A 17,769-nucleotide genomic window follows, 5' to 3' on the forward strand; every position below is an offset into this window, starting at 1 on the left:
CCGCCGCCCCTACCCGTTCCCATCCCTGGGGGCTGCCGCCCCCAGACCCCCCTCTATCGCGCTGAACGCGCTCGTCCTCAAACGCCGGACGGGCTGAGTGGGGGTGCGGGCCGGTGCTGAAAGATCAAGCCCCGACCGCAAACCCTCCAGCCCCCGCCATCACCCTCCAGCGCCGGCCGCCACAATCCAGCCCGTCCGGCGTTTGAGGACGAGCGCGTAGCGCGATACGGGGGTTCGGGGGCGGAGCCCCCGAGGATGGGACGGGTAGGGGCGGCGGGGGCGAAACAAACCCCACATCAACCCACCACAACCGAGGAGCACGCACATGTCGACCCTGACCCGAGTCCGTATGGCCTACGCCCGCATCGACGCCGTGGACCGCCCCGAGGTCTGGATCGACCTACGCCCCCAGGCCGAGGTCGAGGCGGAAGCCAAGCACATCGACGCCCGCCTCGCCGCAGGCGAACCCCTCCCCCTCGCCGGCAAGCTCTTCGCCGCCAAGGGCAACATCGACGTCCAGGGCCTCCCCACCACCGCCGGCTGCCCCGCCTACGCCTACCACCCCGAAGCCGACGCCCCCGTCATCGCCCGCCTCCGAAACGCCGGCGCTCTCCTCCTCGGCACCACCAACCTCGACCAGTTCGCCACCGGCCTGGTCGGCACCCGCTCCCCCTACGGCCCCGTCCGCAACGCCCACGACCCCACCCGCATCAGCGGCGGCTCCAGCTCCGGCTCGGCCACAGCGGTAGCGCTCGGCATCGTCGACTTCGCCCTCGGCACCGACACCGCCGGCTCCGGCCGCGTCCCCGCCGCCTTCAACGGCATCGTCGGCCTCAAGCCCACCCGAGGCCTGGTCCCCACCACCGGCGTCGTCCCGGCCTGCGCCTCCCTCGACTGTGTGACCGTCTTCGCCCGGACACTCCCCGAGGCCGAGCAGGCACTCGCGCACATGACGTCCCCGCCCGACCGCGATCTCCCTCCCCTCCCCCAGCGCGCGCCAGGCCCCTGGCGCGTCGCCGTCCCGCCGCTCGACCAGCTCGGCGAACTGGACCCGGGCTGGGCACAGGCGTACGAGGCCTCCGTGGCCCAGCTCCGATCCGCGGGCGTCTCCGTCCGCACGCTCGACCTCACCCCCTTCACCGAGGCCGCCGCGATGCTGTACCAGGGCGCGTTCGTCGCCGAGCGCTACACAGCGGTGGGTGTCTTTGTCGACAAGTTGCTCTCCGGGGGAGGGGAGGCCGCCGCGACACTCGACCCCACCGTCGCCGGCATCATCACCCGCGCCCGCGACATCCCCGCCCACCAGCTCTACGCCGACCAGGAGCGCCTCGCCGCCCTGCGCACCCACGCCCTCGCCGAACTGGCTGACGCCGACGCCCTGTTGCTGCCCACGGCCCCCGGTCACCCGACCCTCGCCGAGGTCGCCGCCGACCCGCTGGGCGCCAACGCCCGCCTGGGCCGCTTCACGAACTCCACCAACCTCTTCGACCTGGCCGCGGTCGCCGTACCCGCGGGTGAGGTGAACGGTCTCCCCTTCGGCGTGATGCTGATCGGCCCGGCGTTCACCGACGAACGGCTCGCCACGATGGCCCGGCTGCTCCAGCCCGAGGCCCGCCTCGCGGTGGTCGGCGCGCATCTCTCGGGCCAGCCGCTCAACCCCCAACTCCTCTCCCTGGGAGCCCGGTTGGAACGTACGACCACGACGGCCCCCGTCTACCGGCTGCACGCCCTCGCCACCACCCCGCCCAAGCCGGGCCTGGTCCACGTCAGCGAGACAGACGCCACGGGAGCAGCCATCGAGGCCGAAGTGTGGCGCCTCCCCGCCGAAGGCCTCGGCCGCTTCCTAGCCGCCCTCCCCCGCCCGATGGCCCTGGGCCGCGTCGAACTCGCCGACGGCACCCACGTACCCGGCTTCCTGTGCGAACCGGCCGCCCTCGAAGGCGCCGAGGACATCACGACGTACGGCGGCTGGCGCGCGTACCTGAACGACCGCCCCTGAAACGGCGGTTGCCGACCGGAGCACCGGGCACCCCAACTACCCGGCCGCAACCAGCGCTTAAGCACCCCCCGTCACCGTCGGAGCCCCGTCACCGACTCGGGAGGGGCAGTCCGATGGCAGCAAGGCCCACACAACAGCCGCCTACGACAGGGCGAGCGGACGACGGGGGTGGGGGGAGGTGGGGCCGGGCCATAGCGGCCCGGCCCCGGCTGCTGCTCCTCGTCGTGCTGGCCCTCACCGCCGGTGCGGCCGTGCTCGGCGGCGGGGTGGCGGACCGGCTCAGCAGCGGGGGTTCGCAGATCCCGGGGGCGGAGTCGACGTACGCCACCCGGGTGCTGGAGCAGCGCTGGCCCGCCTCGCAGCCGAACCTGCTGCTGATGGTGTCGGCGCGCGGTGCGACGGGAGGCGTCGACAATCCCCAAGTGGTCACCGAAGCCCACGACTTGGCGCGTCGGCTCGGCGCCGAACAGGCGGTCGGCGGCGTTGTCTCGTACTGGGACGGCCAGGAACCGGCACTGCGCGCCCGCGACGGCGGCGAGGCGCTGATCACCGCGCGCATCGCCGGTGACGAGGACGCCGTCGACGCCGTACTGGAGCGGGTGCGGCCCTCGTACGAGGGCAGGCGAGGGCCGGTCGAGGTGCGGTTCGGTGGTCCCGCCGCCGTGCGCAGTGCCTCCCAGGAGGTGATCGCCGAGGATCTGGTCCGGGCGGAGATGATCGCGCTGCCGGTGACCCTCGTACTGCTGGTCTTCGTGTTCGGCAGCGCCGTCGCCGCGCTGCTGCCGCTGCTCGTCGGGATCATGGCGATTCTCGGCACGAACGCCGTCCTGCGCGTGCTCACCGGGTTCACCGACGTGTCGGTCTACGCGCAGAATCTCACGACGGCCCTCGGGCTCGGACTCGCCATCGACTACGCCCTGTTCATCGTGCGCCGCTACCGCGAGGAACTGGCGGCGGGCGCCGATCCCCGCACCGCCGTGGCCACCACACTGCGCACCGCCGGGCGTACCGTCCTCTTCTCGGCGCTGACCGTCGCCGTGTCGCTGGCCTCGATGTTCGTCTTCGAGCAGTACTTCCTGCGGTCGTTCGCGTACGCGGGCATCGCGGTCGTCCTCATCGCGGCTGCGGCCTCGCTCGTCGCGCTGCCCGCCCTGTTGGTGGTACTCGGCCATCGCGTCGACGCCCTCGACGTACGCCGGTTGCTGCCCCGGCGCGGGGCATCGAGGCCGAAGCGCGAGCCGGGTGCCGGGTGGGCGGCGCTGGCCCGGCTCGTCATGCGGCGCGCGCCGATCTTCGCGGTCGGTACGGTGGTGGTGCTCATCGCGCTCGGACTGCCGTTCAAGGACGTGCGGTTCGGCACGGCCGACGACCGCCAGCTGCCAGCATCGACCCCGGCGCATCTGGTCCAGCAGCAGATCCGCGAGGAGTTCCCGGGCAGTCCGGGCGGCGTTCTCGCGGTGCTCGCGCAGGGGCCACGGGTCGATGCGACCTCGCTCGCGGACTTCAGCCGCAGTGTCTCCCAACTCCCCGATGTCGTACGGGTGTCAGGCCCCGCCGGTCTCTACGCGCACGGCGAGCGCGTGCGCACGGCCACGCCCGCCGAGGCAGCTCAGACCGGCATCGACCGAAGCGCCTACGTCACTGTGCTGCCCAAGGGCGAGGCCACCTCGGCAAGTTCACTCGAACTAGTGACTGACATTCGGTCAATTCCCGTTCCGTTCAAGGCTTCCGTCACCGGAGCCGCCGCCGTGCTCTCCGACACCCAGCACGGAACGGCCGAGCGGCTGCCCTGGGCGCTCGGTGTGATCGCGGTGACGACCCTGCTGCTGGTGTTCCTGCTCACCGGCAGTCTGCTGCTGCCGCTCCAGGCCGTCGCGGTCAACGCGCTGAGCCTGACAGCCATGTTCGGGGCGGTCGTCTGGGTCTTCCAGGAGGGCCATCTGTCGGGGCTGCTCGGGTTCACCCCGACCGGGGACATCGAGACCGCGCTGCCGGTGCTGATGTTCTGCGTGGCCTTCGGGCTGTCCATGGACTACGGCGTCTTCCTGGTCTCCAGGATCCAGGAGGAGTACGAGCGCGGGGACGACCACCGGGCGGCCGTGGAGTTCGGCATCCGGCGCACCGGCGGGCTGATCACGGCCGCCGCGGTGATTCTCGGCTTCGTGATGGTGGCGATCGGCACCTCCCGGGTGACCAACATCAAGATGCTCGGCCTGGGGGTCGGGCTCGCCGTGCTGATGGACGCGATGGTGGTGCGCGGTCTGCTCGTACCGGCGGTACTGCGGCTGACCGGCCGCGCCACCTGGTGGGCGCCCGGGCCGCTGCGCAGGCTGCACCGCCGTATCGGCTTCTCCGAGACGGCCGCCGAATCACCCCAGGTAATAGATACATCTACGGCCGACAACGTGAACCAGCAGTCAACTCCCGGTGCGAAAGCTCCGGTTGAGGCGCAGGAGACCAACGAGTCGCTCATCGGTTCGCATCGCGCGGAGCGCACCTAGCGTCGGATGTGGCTGCTTTGCGGTGTCCGTCGCCGCACGCAATCGAATCGGTCATAAGGGATGGATAGACTCCCGGAATCGTGGACGTGCACTTCCGACGTCCGCGTTATTCCGGGGGGAATGTTGATACGGATCCTGCTGGCCGAGGACGTTTCCATGGTCCGGGGCGCACTGGTCGCCCTGCTCAATCTGGAACCCGATCTGGACGTCGTGGCGGAGGTGGGGGCCGGCGATGCCATCGTCGGCGCCGCCCTCGCCGCCAGGCCCGATGTGGCGGTCATCGACGTCCATCTGCCCCGCCTCGACGGGATCAGCGCCGCCGCGCTGCTCCAGGAGGCGTTGCCCGAGTGCCGTACGGTCATCATCACCAGCCTGGGCAAGCCGGGCACTCTGCGCCGGGCGCTGGACCACAAGGTCACCGGCTTCGTCCTCAAGGACGCGCCGGCGGTACGACTGGCCCAGGTCGTCCGTCGAGCGGCGGCCGGGGAGCGGGTGTTCGACAGAGAACTGGCCCTGGCCGCCTTCGACAGCGGCGAGAGTCCGCTCACGGACCGGGAGACGGAGATCCTCCATCAGGCGGCCGGTGGGGCGGGCGCCACGGAGATCGCCGCCGGGCTCCATCTGTCGGTCGGGACGGTCCGGAACTATCTGACGTCGATCGTCGGAAAGCTGGGCGCACGCAACCGGCTGGACGCGGTACGGATCGCGGAGGATGCCGGCTGGTTATGACGGACCATCAATAAGACTTCCCACTAGGCATGTTCACCCGGGTCTGCCTATACCTGTTCACCCGGGTCGGCGGCCGGCTCCGAGGGCGCCTCGGCAATCACGCGGTACCAGCCGCGTTCGTCGATGCCCACGGTCAGCCGGCCACCCACCGCGGCAAGCCGCTCGGCGAGGTTGCCGAGGCCGCCGGGCCGCCGTCCGTCCCGCGCGTCCCGGCCGCCCCGGACACCGTCGTTGGCGAGGGTGAACCGGATGAACCCGGTGCCCAGGTCCCGTACTTCGATCCGGCACTGGGTGGCGTCGCTGTGCCGGATCAGATTGGTGACCCCTTCACGCAGCACGGTCGCCAGGACCGAGCCCACGGCGCCCGGCACCTCGCAGCGCACATCGACACCGGCCCTGATGTCCGCGGCGGCGAGCAGGGAGCGCGCGGACTCGGCCTCTACGGCGAAGGACAGTTCGCGGTAGCCGCGGGCGACCGTACGGACGTCGGCGAGGGCCTGCTGGGCCACGTCCCGGGCGCTGTCCAACTCCGCGCGCGCACGCTCCGGTTCGCCCCGCACCAGCCGGTGGGCGAGGTCGGTCTTCAGCGCTATGGCGGAGAGGCTGTACCCGAGGAGGTCGTGCAGATCGCGGGCGAACCGGCGCCGCTCCTGCGCGACCGCCCGCCAGGCCAGTTCTTCGCGCTCCCCGTGGGCCCGTACGACGAGATCGGCGAGCCGGGTGATCCCGTACACGGCGAGACCGACACCCACCGTGGCCGCGCCGCTCAACGCCCAGTCCCGCCACCCCTGTTGAAGCACCACACCACTGACACCCGCACCACCGACCACGATCAGTCCGCCCAGTACCCGACCGACCGCACCCCCGACCACCAGTGGCACGGATCCGGCGAAAAGGCCGAACATTCCCGGCCAGTCGAAGCCGAAGGCGAGGAGCGGCAGCAGAGCGAGCCCTCCCTGAAGGGCCAGGGCCGGACCCCCGAACCGATCGCGTAAGGACCGCAGTTGTGGTGCGGAGTGCACCAACTGCAGCCCGTACGAGGCGAACAGGGCGACGAGCGCGACCGCGCCGACGACCGCACCGGGGCGCCGGGCCACGACGGCGAGCACGCCCATGGGAAGCAGACCGCTCGTCGCGAGCAGAACCACCCTGCCCGCGACACGCGGTACCCGCGGACCGGCCGGACCCTCGATCGAGGTTGATTCCGGCTGGTCAGCCGCATCCGACATCGGCCCACCCCCAGACGGGGATGCTAGGCGCCACCGGGTCCCGTCAGCGGAGAGGCCCTGAACAACCACACAGTGTGATGAATTCATGGAGCAGTCGTGTCTGGATCACTTCTCTTCCGTCCGGTCAGTCTGGGAGGGTCTGTACAGGGACGTAAGCGACACATAAACAGCGACAGACAAGCAGCGCGTGAGCCGTTGGGAGCAAGGAGCCGGATCCACGAGGCACAAGAGGCAGAGGTGACGGACGTTGGAGATCTCCGTACTCGGGCCGCTCACGGCACGGCTGGGCCAGACCTCCGTGGTGCCGAGCGCGGCCAAACCACGCCAGGTCCTGGCCCTGCTGGCCCTCAACTCGGGCCGGGAGGTGAGCGTTTCGGCCCTGGCGGACGAGCTGTGGGGCGACGGCCCGCCACGCAGCGCCGCCGCGACCCTGCACACGTACGTCAAACAGCTGCGCCGCATGATCCAGGCCGCGCTCGGCCCCGCACCGGACCGCGGCCCCCGGGAGGTGCTCGGCCGACGGCACACCGGTTACGTACTCGACGCGCCGCCGGACGGCACGGACGCGGCCCGCTTCGAACGGCTCGCCCGGCAGGGCCGGACAGCACTGGAGGCGGGGGACGCCGCCGCAGCCTCCCAACTCCTGGAGCGGGCCCTGTTGTTGTGGCGCGGACCGGCGCTCGCCGATGTGACTCCGGGCCGGATGCTGGGGGCCGAGGTACTTCGTCTGGAGGAACTGCGGCTGACCGCCGTGGAGGACCGGATAGGCGCCGACCTGCGGCTCGGCCGCCACGGCACGCTTCTCGGCGAACTCACCGGCCTGACCGCCCGGTTCCCGCTGCACGAAGGCCTGCACGGCCAGCTGATGGTGGCCCTGTACCGCAGCGGCCGGACCTGGCAGGCCCTGGAGGTCTACGGCCGGCTGCGCACCGCCTGTGTCACGGACCTGGGCCTGGAACCGTCCCCCCAACTCCAGCGGCTGCACCGGGCGTTGCTCGCGGGCGACCCGGCACTGGAACCGCCGGTCGTCGGGGACGACGGCGGTCTGTCGGCGGCGACCCTGTTCGTCGACCACGGCACGATTCGGTGACGCCGGGGACGCCAGGGACCCCGCCGACACCGGCGGCACTGGGGACACTGGGGACACTGGTGACGCCAGTGACACCGGTGCCGCCAGTGACACTGGTGACGCCGGTGACACTGGGTACACCAGGCACCCCGCCGACACCGCGGACACCGGGTCCACCGGGGCCGCCAGGTCATCCAGGGCCGCCAGGGCCGCTTGGTCAGCCGGGGACGCCAGGTCAGCCACGGACGCCGGATGCGCCAACCTGCCGATTGCTCTGTCTGCCATACGCCGGGGCCGGGGGCTCGGTGTACGCACGCTGGCAGCAGGGCCTGCTGGAGCGCGGCTGCTCGGTGGAGGTGATCCCGGTTCGGCTGCCGGGCCGGGAGGGGCGGGCGAGGGAACCCCGGTTCACTCGACTAGCCCCGCTGGTCCGGGCGTTGGACGCGGAACTCGGCCCGCTCCTCGACCAGCCGGACCCATATCTGGTGTACGGGCACAGCATGGGGGCGCTGCTCGGATACGCACTCACCCTGCGCCGCCAGTCCCGGGGCGCCCGACTGCCTCGAGCCCTGCTCCTCGGCGCGTACCGGGCCCCGCATCTGCCAGCGCCCCGTATCGCGGACCCGGACACCCCGGACGCCGAGTTGGCCGCCGCCCTGGCCCGCCTCGGCGGCCTGCCCGCTCCGCTGCTCGACCACCCGGAGTGGCTGCGGGTGCTGCTGCCGGTCGTACGGGACGATCTGCGCGTGTGCGCTGACGCCAACTCCCGGCGCACATCGTGGACTTCGCCGGTGCGGGTGCCGCTGCACCTCTTCGCCGGTGAGCGGGACGCCCTGGTCGGCGTCCGCGAGATGGTCGCCTGGCGCCGGTTCGCGGGGCGGGGCTGCGAAGTACGGACGCTGCCGGGCGGCCACTTCTTCGTGCGCTCGCACGAGGACGAGGTCCTGGACGAAGTGGCTTGTCTAGTACGGCGTTACGGCGGCGGCGTCACACGTCTGGGAGCGGGGACGAGTGGCTCGGCGCAGGCGTCCTGAGGTGGCTGTCGGCCTTCCGCGCACGGGTCGCCCGCAGCAGCCCGAGCGTGGTCATACCGCTGAGCGCCCCCAACGGAAGGTTCATCCAGAACGCCCAGTGCCACTCGCCGACCGGCAGTCGATCCCCGATCACCAGTCCGGCGAAGACCCCGGCGACGATCACGGCACCCCACCCGAACCGGGCCAACTCCCGCTCGCCACGCACCGGAAGCACCCGCGCCACCAGCACCAGCGCGACAGCGGTGAGCGCTGCGGCGCCCGCACCCTGCACTCCGCGCAGCACCAGAAAGGCCACCGGCGTGGTGATCAGCCGGGCTCCGATCACCACCGACGGCTGGACGAACATCCACAGCCCGGCGAGCAGTACGAGAAACGGCCCGCCGAACGGCCCGATCCGCCCGCACAGCCACCGCAACGGCAGCAACAGCCCACCCAGGACGAGGAGATAGACGACGACCGCCCAAGGCAGCGCGGTGCCGGACAGGCCCATGGCGGTGCGCAGGGCGGACCCGAGGGTGGCGACGCAGGCTCCGGCGGCGGCGACCAGGAACTGGTTCAGAGCGAGGGCACAGAGCAGCACGATCCGGGTCCGCCCGTGGGCCAGCGGACTCGGCGGCGCGGCCCCAAGTCCCGGCGACAGCACGCCCGTAGACCTCGCCCTCACGTGCCGGCCTGCACCTTCGCCACCCGCTCCCCCGGTTCCTGCAACTGGAAGTACGCGCCCGCGAGCACCTTCCGGGTCAGCCACGGACTGCCGCTCACCACGCGGTAGAGGGTCCGCCGCCAGACCGAGCCCAGTGCCCCGTCGAGGGTGAACAGGCGCTCCTGGCGCAGCTGGAGGGCCCTGGACCGGGCGACGGACGCCTCCCGCTCCCGCTGGAACGCCTCGGTGGCCGCGAGCAGTGGCACCGCCGATCCAGGTCCGCCGTCCCCCAACGCCCGTTCGACCAGCGGAGCGAGCGTCACCGCGTCGATGATCGCGTGGTTGACGCCTTGCCCGAGGATCGGGGTGAGCGTGTGGGCGGCGTCGCCGATGAGCGTCAGCCCGGGCATCGACCAGCGCGGAACGACCGTCGTGAAGATGTCCAGCATCGAAGTGTCCGACCAGCTGTGCACCGACTCCCGTACGGCCTTCGACAGTTCGGGCGCCAGCAGGTCGAGCCGCTCGTACAGCGCGGGCAGTCCCTGCGCCCGCATCTCCCGCAGCCCGCCCTTGGGGATGTTGAAGCCGACGCGGACACTGTCGGGCCGGGTCGGGATGAACAGCCCGTGCTGATCACCCCGGATGCGCACCCGGTACGTACGGTCGTCCCAATCCCCGTACGGAAAAGGCAACTTGAGCCAGATGACGTCCCGTTCCAGCGGGACCTTCCGGTAGGTGAGCCCGGACATCTCGCGGACCTTGCTGAAGCGCCCGTCGGCGGCGACCGTCAGCGCCGCCCGGATCTCCGTCTCGCCGTCGGAGGTCCGGGCCCGCACCCCGGTGACCGTGCCCTCGGCGTCGCGCAGGAGGGCGGTCGCGGTGGCCCCCTGGACGAGCCGGAAGCAGGGGTGTGCGGCGCCGGTCTCGGCGAGGGCGGCGAGCAGGGCGGGCTGCGGCAGCTCGACGGGGAAGGGGTGCGGGTAGCGGAAGTCGGCGAACTCGGCCTGGAACACGGTGTGTCCGGAGTCGTCGATCTCCATCCGGTGCATCTGCACGTACGTGCCGTCCAGCCGGTCGAGCAGTCCGAGCCGGTCCAGCAGCCAGACCGAGTCCGGGGAGACCGACTCGCCCCGGAAAGAGCGGTTGAAGTGGGCGCTGGCCTCCAGCACGACGACGGGGACGTTCCGCCGGGCCAGTTCGACGGCGAGCGTGAGCCCGGCGGGCCCGCCGCCGACCACGCACACGGACGTCTGCATCCTTTGGGGTGTTCGGTGCGTCTGGGTCGGCTGGCTCGTCATGGAACTCCCCCAAGCGGATGGCTGCGGAGCTTCTGGTGGTCGGGCAGGCTCCCGGTTTCGCAGCCCGGCCTTAAGCCGGTCTTGGGCGGGTCTTGCACAAGACCGGCTTAAGGCGGGGTCCGCAGGCTCCCGGCCATGACCACCGACCCACTCGACCGGCTGCGCTCGCTGCGGCGGTACACACCCGAGGTGCCCGCGCTCCTCGCGGAACTCGCCGCGGGCCCCGACCCGTTCGGCGCCCTCCAGTCGGCCGCCCGCATCCTCACCCGCCTCGAACCTACGCGCGATGCCGCGCCCCACGAGGAGGACCGGGTCACCGTCACGATCTCCGGCAGCGGCACCTTGGACGGCCTCGCCGCCTCCCTCACCGCCGAGTTCGCCCGCCACGGACTCCAACTCGACGCCGTCACCGGGGACTTCGGCGCCTGGGAGCGCGATCTCCTCGACATCGGCAGCACGCTCTACGCACCAACGACCGCGCTCGCCCTCTGCGTCCTGGACGCCTCGGTCCTCTTCGACCTCTTGCCCCTGCCCTGGACGGTCGCCGACGCGGCCTCGGCCGCCGCCGATCTGCTCGCCCGCCTGGACTCGCTCGCCGCCCGCCACGGCGACCACGCGTCCGGACTGCTGGTGCTGAACACGCTTCCGCTGCTCCACACGCACACCCACCAGCTCGTGGACCTGCGCGTCCGCGCCGAACTCGGCGCGCTGTGGCGGGAGTTCAACGCGGGTGTGCTCCGTCTCGCGCTGCGGTACCCGCGTACCCACGTCGTCGACCTCGACCCGCTCGTCGCCGCCGGCGGCCCGGTGCATGACGCCCGGCTCGCTGCGTATGCCAAGGCCCGGCTGGGTGCCGAGCTGCTCGCCCGGTACGCCCGCGAGGTCGGTCATCTGGCCCGTGCGCTGCGCGGCCGGACGCGGAAGGTGCTGGTCCTGGACGCCGACCAGACCCTCTGGGACGGGATCCTCGGCGATGTCGGCCCGGAGGGGATCGCGGCGGCCGGGACGATCCGCGGGGAGGCCTTCGGCGGGTTCCAGCGGGTGGTACGACAGCTGGCCGCGCAGGGTGTCCTGCTCGCCGTGTGTTCGAAGAACGACCCGGAGCCGTTGCTCACCGTGTTGCGCGAGCACCCGGACATGGTGCTGCGCGAGCCTGATTTCGTCCAGGTGCAGGCGAGTTGGGGTCCGAAGGACGCGGGGCTGCGGGAGATCGCCGACCGGCTGAACCTGGGGACCGACAGTCTGGTCCTCGCCGACGACTCGGCGTTCGAGCGCGGCCAGGTGGCCGGCGCCCTGCCCGCCGTGGCACTCGTCCCGCTGGACGACGAGCCCGCGCTGCACGCCGAACGCCTCCTCGCCGACGGCTGGTTCGACGTACCGGAGCTGACCGACACCGATCTGCGGCGGGCGGCCCAGTACCGCAGCGAGGGCGACCGGCAGCGGCTGCGGGAGGGAGCGCAGTCGTACGAGGAGTACCTCGCGCAGCTCGGTGTGGTGGTCGAACTCGCCCCGCTGCGACCCGACCAGCTCGCCCGGACGGCCCAACTGACCCAGCGCACCAACCAGTTCAACCTCACCACCCGCCGGATGTCGGCCCCGGAGGTACGGGAGTACGCGGACGCGCCCGGCGGACTGGTCCTGACGGTCGGGGCACGCGACAAGTTCGGTGACAACGGCCTGGTCGGCGCGGTGTTCGTCCACCGTGATCCGGCGACCGGATGGCACATCGAGAACGCCCTGCTGAGCTGCCGGGTCTTCGGCCGGGGCATCGAACAGGCCCTGTTCGCGGCCCTGTTGGAGGGAGCCAAGGCGGCGGGTGCCCCGGCGGTGTACGGCCGCTATCGGCCGTCGGCGAGGAACGGCAGGGTCCGGGAGCTGTATCCCACGCTCGGTTTCGAAGCGACGGACGGGACGGGCAAGGCGGATAAGTCGGACGGGACGGATGGGACGACCGCCGTCTTCCGGCACCCGCTCCTCGTCCTGCCCGAGGTCCCGGCACACATCACGCTGAGGGGGACGACCCGATGAGCAACAGGAGCACTCCGGGGAACGGGACGAGGGACACCTTCACCGGTGTCCTCCTGGAGAACACCGCCGCCCAGGCGCACCGGGACGCCCTGGTCTATCTGCGCGACGACACAGCGGGGTCACCGCCCGAGCGCGTCACCTACGCCGAACTCGACACCCGCGCCCGCCGGATCGCGTCCTGGCTGCGCGCCCAGGACGCCGTCGGCCGCCAGGTGCTGCTGCTCCACCCGCCGGGCACCGGGTTCGTCGCGGCCTTCCTCGGGTGTCTGTACGCCGGTGCGGTGGCCGTACCGGCGCCGCTGCCCACCGACCAGGGCCGCCAACTCGCCCGTGTCTCCGGCATCTTGCGGGACGCGGAGGCGATGGCGGTGCTGACGGCGCCGGAACTGGCGCCCGCGCTGGAGGCCTGGCTGCTGGCCGAGGGGATGACACACGTCCGCTGTCTCGGCACGGACGGCGACGGCGACTTCGCGGACCCGGCGGACTGGCGTGCGCCGGACATACGCCCGCACGACCTGGCCTTCCTCCAGTACACCTCGGGTTCGACCAGCGAGCCCAAGGGCGTGATGGTCACGCACGCCAACCTGCTCGCCAACGAGGCGGCGATCCAGGCATGGACGGGCACCGGCCCGGACACGATCGGCGGCGGCTGGCTGCCGCACTACCACGACCTCGGCCTGATCGGACATATCCTCCAACCCCTCTACGCGGGCGGCACGGCCGTACTGATGTCGCCGACCGCATTCCTCAAACGCCCGTACCGCTGGCTGCAGATGATCGACGAGTACCGGCTGACCGGCAGCGGCGGACCCAACTTCGCCTTCGACCTGTGCGTACGCCGGGTCACCGACGAGCAGTTGGCGAGCCTCGACCTGTCCGGCTGGCGGGTCGCGCCGAACGGCGCCGAACCCATCCGCGCAGACACCCTGCACGCCTTCGCCGAACGCTTCGCGCCCGCCGGGTTCCGCCCGGAGACCTTCTTCCCCTGCTACGGCATGGCGGAGACCACCCTCCTGGTGACCGGCGCGACCCCCGAACTCCCGCCCACCGTAAGGACTGTGGACGCGGCTGCCCTGGAGCGAGGCGAGCTTTCCGATCCGGTCGCAGACGCCCCCGTACGGACCCTCGCGGGCAGCGGCACCGTGCGCGACAGCGAGATCCGAATCGCCGACCCGGTCACCGGGGCGAGCCGGCCCCCGGGCACGGTGGGCGAGATCTGGGTTCGCGGCCCGAGCGTGACCCCCGGCTACTTCCGCAACTCGCGTACATCTTCTGAGAGTTATCTGCCGGGCGGCTGGCTGCGCACCGGCGACCTCGGTGTCCTCGACGGCGACGAACTGTTCGTCACCGGCCGCCTCAAGGAAGTCATCATCCTCGCAGGACGCAACCTCTACCCGCACGACGTCGAACGCACGGTCCAGTCAGCCGACCGCGCGCTCACGGCGGGCGCGGGCGCCGCGTTCGCCGTACAGAGCGACCTCGGCGAGCATCTCGTGATCGTCCAGGAGGTACGGACGGCCGCCGTCCCCGGCGGCGATCTGCGCGCCGTGGCGACGGCCGCCCAGCAGCTGATCGGCCGTCAGTTCGCGGTCCCGGCAGGCAATGTGGTGCTGGTCAAGCCGGGCACGGTACGCCGGACGACCAGCGGCAAGGTCCAACGCACCCTCATGCGGCGGCTGTTCCTCGAAGGCGCGCTGACTCCGCTGTACGAGGTGCTGGAGCCGTCGGTGCGGGTGCTGGTCAGCGACGCGGGCGACCAGGCTCTCGCGCGGGGCGAGCGTTCCCTGGAGCGGGTGAGCCCGGCATGACGATGGAGCACTCCCCGTACCGGCTCGCCGAGGAGCTGGAGCTGTATCTCGGCGACCCGGCCGACCCGCGCGGCCCGTTCTCGTACGCGGCCGGCGCGGAACTGGACGCCCGCGAGGAGTTCCCGGCGGAGATCTGCCGGCTCCTCGACGACTGGGGGCTGCCCGACTACTACGTCCCCCTCGGCGCGGGCGGCCGGCTGCGGGACTACGAGCACGCGCTCCAGCTCGTCCGCACGGTGGCCCGGCGCGATCTGACCGTGGCCGTCGCGCACGGCAAGACGTACCTCGGCGCGGTCTGCGTGTGGATCGCGGGCAGCCCCGAGCAGTCCGCCCGGCTCGGCGCGGACATCCGGGCCGGGGTGCCGGTGGCCCTCGGGCTGACCGAGCGGGCGCACGGCAGCGATCTGCTGGCCGGGGAGGTGGAGGCGGTGCCGGACGGGTCCGGGGCCTGGCGGGTCACCGGCGAGAAGTGGCTGATCAACAACGCCACCCGGGGCAGTGTGCTGGCCCTGCTCGCCCGCACCGCCCCGGACGGCGGCCCGCGCGGCTTCACTGTCCTGCTGACCGACAAACGCGAGCTGGCGCCTGGCAGTTACCGCCATCTCCCGAAGATCCCCACGCACGGTATCCGGGGCGCCGACATCTCCGGCATCGCCCTCGACCGGGCCCACGTGCCGCGCTCGACGGTGGTCGGCACGGAGGGCGGCGGCGTCGAAACCGTCCTGAAGGCCCTCCAGTTGACCCGCACGATGTGCGCCTCCCTGTCCCTGGGCGCCGCCGACCACGGCCTGCGCCTCGCCCTGGACTTCGCGGCCGAGCGTGAGCTGTTCGGCCGTCGCCTCGTCCAACTCCTCCAGGCCCGCCATGTGTTGGCGTCGGCGGCAGCGGACGCCCTCACCCACGAGGCCGTCGCCCTGGTCGCCTCACGCCTGGTGCACACGGCGACCGAGGAGCTGAGCGTGGTCTCGGCGGTCACCAAGTACCTGGTCCCCACCGGCACGGAGGAACTCCTCCGGGAACTGGCCACCCTGCTCGGCGCCCGCGCCTTCCTGGCCGGGGTGACCTCACCGGGCGTGGAGCGCTACGGCATGTTCGAGAAGATCGAGCGCGACCACCGCATCGTCGCCCTCTTCGACGGCAACACCCTCGTGAATCTCAACTCCCTGATCAACCAGTTCCGTTCACTGGTACGACGGTGGCGACGACCCGAGACCGGCGTGACCGAGCCGGCATCCTCGGCCTGCGATCTCTCCGTTCCACTCCCCGTGTTCGACGCGACCCGCCTCACTCTCCTTTCCCGGTACGGCAGTTCGCTGCTCGCCGCGCTGCCCGCCTGGACGGCTGAACTGGTCGAGGAGGCGGAGCGCTACCCGGCCCTCACGCCCACCGCCCAGGCGGCGCAGCTCCTGCTCGCGGTCACGGAATCCGTGCACCAGGAGATGGCCGAGCCGCTCGACGTCGTCGCGGGAGTCCCGTACGAGGCCTTCGAGACAGCCCGCCGCTACTGCCTGTGCTTCGCGGGCGCCGCCTGTCTGGGCCTCTGGCTGCACAACCGCCACGTGGCGACCGGCGGGGTCTGGCGGGACGCGGGCTGGCTGCGCACAGCGCTGGACCGGCTCCTGGTCCGGCTCGGCGACCGACAGCCCGGCTCGGACCCGGAGGCGTACGACCGTCTCCTCGACGAGGCTTACGCGGCCCGCTCGGCCGGACGGCTGTTCTCGCTGCTGCACCTGGGCCTCGTGAAGGAGGCGGCATGACCGTCGACACCCGCGTTCGTGAGCTGATCCGCCGGTTCGGCGATCCGGCCGATCCCGCGAACCCGGTGGGCCGGGTCGCGCTCCTCGCGGCGGACGAGCAGGGTGAACCGAGTGCCGCCGGTGAGTGGCTGCTCGACGACCACGGCTTCGGCGCGGAGTTCGTTCCCGTCGAACTCGGCGGCAGGTTCACGCAGTTGGACGATCTCGTGCGGGTGGCCCGGGAGGTCTTCCGACGCGATGTCGGGCTGGGCCTCGGGTACGGCATCACGTCCTTCATGGCGTCGGTGAATGTCTGGGCCGCCGGTACACCCCAACAGCGCAAGCAACTCGCGGGGTTGCTGCTGGACGGCGGCAAGGTCTCGGTCGGCTACCACGAACTCGCCCACGGCAATGACTTCCTGCGCAACGAGTTCAGGGCCGACCGCACTCCCGACGGCTATCGGCTGAACGGGACCAAGCAGGTCATCAACAACGCCGACCGGGCGGGCGCCTGGGTGCTGTTCGCCCGTACGGACCCGGCACCGGGGGCCCGTAGCCACTCGGTACTGCTGACCGGCCCCGAGGACTGCGCGGACGGCGGGGTGACCTTCCTCCCCCGCTACCGGACAACCGGCGTGCGCGGCTGCCGGCTTACCGGCCTGGACTTCCGCGACTGCGAGATCCCGTCCGGCTCGCTGGTCGGCGCGGAGGGCCAGGGCGCCGAACTGGCCCTGCGGTCCTTCCAGGTGACCCGCAGCGCACTGCCCGGGATGGCGGTGGGCACGCTGGACACCTGTCTGCGGACGGTACTGGGGTTCGCGCTGGGGCGGCGGCTGTACCGGCGGCGCGTGCTCGATCTGCCGCACGCCGCTTCCGTACTCACCGGCGCCTTCGCGGACTTGCTGCTGTGCGACAGCCTGGCGCTCGCCGCCGCGCGGGCCGTGCATCTGCTGCCGGGCCAGTCGAGCGTGACCGGCGCCGCCGTGAAGTACCTGGTCCAGAAGCTGCTCACGCGCACGGCGAACGACCTCTCGGTGATTCTGGGCGCCCGCTTCTACGTCCGCGAGGGCGAGCACGCCCTCTTCGGCAAGCATCTGCGCGACCTGCCCGTACTGAGCCTCGGTCACGCGGGCCCGACGGCCTGCCTGGCCACCCTGATTCCCCAACTCCCGCGCCTGGCAAGGAATCCCGGCTCGCCCGCACCCGACGCCCTGTTCACACCGCGTGGCCCGCTCACCCCGGGCATCCCGTACGACCGCCTCACGGTCACGGCAGACGGGGACGCGCTGACCGGCGTACTCGAAGAGTCATCGGCGCCGAACGACTCGTACATACAGGACCTGTTGGGGCAGCTCAGCCGCGAGCTGAACGCCGTACGCAAGGCGCTGCTCGCCCTTCCACCGGCCGAGCGGACCCCGCTGGCCGGACCGGCGAGCTTCCAACTGGCCGACCGTTACGCCCATTTGATGGCGGCGGCAGCGGCGCTGGGCGTCCACCGAGCCGCCGCCGACGGATTCCTGGCCGCTCCCGCCTGGCTCGCCGTCGCACTGCACCGCACGGCGTCCCGCCTGTCCCTGCGTCCGGCACCACCACCCACCGACTACACGGCCCAGCTGCACGCCGAACTCCTGCGCCGCCACGACGAGAACCGGTCCTTCGATCTTTACGACCTCCGCCTCAACGGCTGACACCCAT

Annotated in this window: 12 protein-coding genes; 9 read left to right on the plus strand and 3 right to left on the minus strand. The window is 71.8% G+C overall.

What is annotated here, in order from left to right; translation table 11 throughout:
* Nucleotides 1-325 precede the first annotated feature (325 nt).
* The 3 genes from atzF to ACFYXF_RS50865 all read left to right on the plus strand — a co-directional run bounded on the left by atzF (nucleotide 326) and on the right by ACFYXF_RS50865 (nucleotide 5,229).
* Nucleotides 326-1,999, plus strand: a complete 1,674-nt coding sequence (gene atzF, locus ACFYXF_RS50855) for an allophanate hydrolase (protein ID WP_389361072.1) — start codon at nucleotides 326-328, stop codon at nucleotides 1,997-1,999.
* Between the two features lie 113 nt (nucleotides 2,000-2,112).
* Nucleotides 2,113-4,500: an MMPL family transporter gene (locus tag ACFYXF_RS50860; RefSeq protein WP_389361074.1), complete on the plus strand. Its 2,388-nt coding sequence runs from the start codon at nucleotides 2,113-2,115 to the stop codon at nucleotides 4,498-4,500.
* A gap of 120 nt (nucleotides 4,501-4,620) precedes the next feature.
* Nucleotides 4,621-5,229 (plus strand): DNA-binding response regulator, encoded by a 609-nt coding sequence (locus tag ACFYXF_RS50865; RefSeq protein ID WP_389361076.1) that lies wholly within the window; start codon nucleotides 4,621-4,623, stop codon nucleotides 5,227-5,229.
* Nucleotides 5,230-5,276: 47 nt separating this feature from the next.
* Here the strand turns inward: ACFYXF_RS50865 and ACFYXF_RS50870 are convergent, their stop codons facing one another.
* Nucleotides 5,277-6,458 carry a sensor histidine kinase gene (locus tag ACFYXF_RS50870; protein WP_389361078.1) on the minus strand — a complete coding sequence of 394 codons (1,182 nt, stop codon included), beginning with the start codon at nucleotides 6,456-6,458 and terminating at the stop codon, nucleotides 5,277-5,279.
* Between the two features lie 247 nt (nucleotides 6,459-6,705).
* Here ACFYXF_RS50870 and ACFYXF_RS50875 point away from each other — a divergent pair, with 247 nt between their 5' ends.
* Together ACFYXF_RS50875 and ACFYXF_RS50880 are read left to right on the plus strand one after the other, a co-directional pair.
* A complete protein-coding gene (locus ACFYXF_RS50875; RefSeq protein ID WP_389361080.1) occupies nucleotides 6,706-7,548 on the plus strand; it encodes a BTAD domain-containing putative transcriptional regulator in 843 nt (280 codons plus the stop codon).
* 248 nt (nucleotides 7,549-7,796) lie between these two features.
* Nucleotides 7,797-8,561: a thioesterase II family protein gene (locus ACFYXF_RS50880; protein ID WP_389361082.1), complete on the plus strand. Its 765-nt coding sequence runs from the start codon at nucleotides 7,797-7,799 to the stop codon at nucleotides 8,559-8,561.
* Here the strand turns inward: ACFYXF_RS50880 and ACFYXF_RS50885 are convergent.
* Together ACFYXF_RS50885 and ACFYXF_RS50890 are read right to left on the minus strand one after the other, a co-directional pair.
* Nucleotides 8,515-9,225, minus strand: coding sequence for an MFS transporter (locus tag ACFYXF_RS50885; RefSeq protein ID WP_389361084.1), 711 nt, complete (start codon nucleotides 9,223-9,225; stop codon nucleotides 8,515-8,517). The genes ACFYXF_RS50880 and ACFYXF_RS50885 overlap by 47 nt on opposite strands.
* On the minus strand, nucleotides 9,222-10,460 hold the full coding sequence (locus ACFYXF_RS50890) for an FAD-dependent oxidoreductase (protein WP_389361086.1): 1,239 nt from the start codon (nucleotides 10,458-10,460) through the stop codon (nucleotides 9,222-9,224). Before ACFYXF_RS50890 ends, ACFYXF_RS50885 begins: the two co-directional genes overlap by 4 nt.
* 177 nt (nucleotides 10,461-10,637) lie before the next feature.
* Between ACFYXF_RS50890 and ACFYXF_RS50895 the strand changes: the two genes are divergently transcribed.
* The 4 genes from ACFYXF_RS50895 to ACFYXF_RS50910 are packed head-to-tail and all read left to right on the plus strand — an operon-like array spanning nucleotide 10,638 to nucleotide 17,762.
* On the plus strand, nucleotides 10,638-12,530 hold the full coding sequence (locus ACFYXF_RS50895; RefSeq protein WP_389361088.1) for an HAD-IIIC family phosphatase: 1,893 nt from the start codon (nucleotides 10,638-10,640) through the stop codon (nucleotides 12,528-12,530).
* Nucleotides 12,527-14,338 (plus strand): fatty acyl-AMP ligase, encoded by a 1,812-nt coding sequence (locus ACFYXF_RS50900; protein ID WP_389361090.1) that lies wholly within the window; start codon nucleotides 12,527-12,529, stop codon nucleotides 14,336-14,338. Before ACFYXF_RS50895 ends, ACFYXF_RS50900 begins: the two co-directional genes overlap by 4 nt.
* On the plus strand, nucleotides 14,335-16,095 hold the full coding sequence (locus tag ACFYXF_RS50905; protein ID WP_389361092.1) for an acyl-CoA dehydrogenase family protein: 1,761 nt from the start codon (nucleotides 14,335-14,337) through the stop codon (nucleotides 16,093-16,095). Before ACFYXF_RS50900 ends, ACFYXF_RS50905 begins: the two co-directional genes overlap by 4 nt.
* Complete coding sequence (locus ACFYXF_RS50910; RefSeq protein WP_389361094.1) at nucleotides 16,092-17,762, plus strand: acyl-CoA dehydrogenase; 1,671 nt, start codon at nucleotides 16,092-16,094, stop codon at nucleotides 17,760-17,762. Before ACFYXF_RS50905 ends, ACFYXF_RS50910 begins: the two co-directional genes overlap by 4 nt.
* Nucleotides 17,763-17,769: the final 7 nt, after the last annotated feature.

Source organism: Streptomyces sp. NPDC002680 (genome assembly GCF_042889145.1).
Classification (GTDB): Bacteria; Actinomycetota; Actinomycetes; order Streptomycetales; family Streptomycetaceae; genus Streptomyces; species Streptomyces adonidis.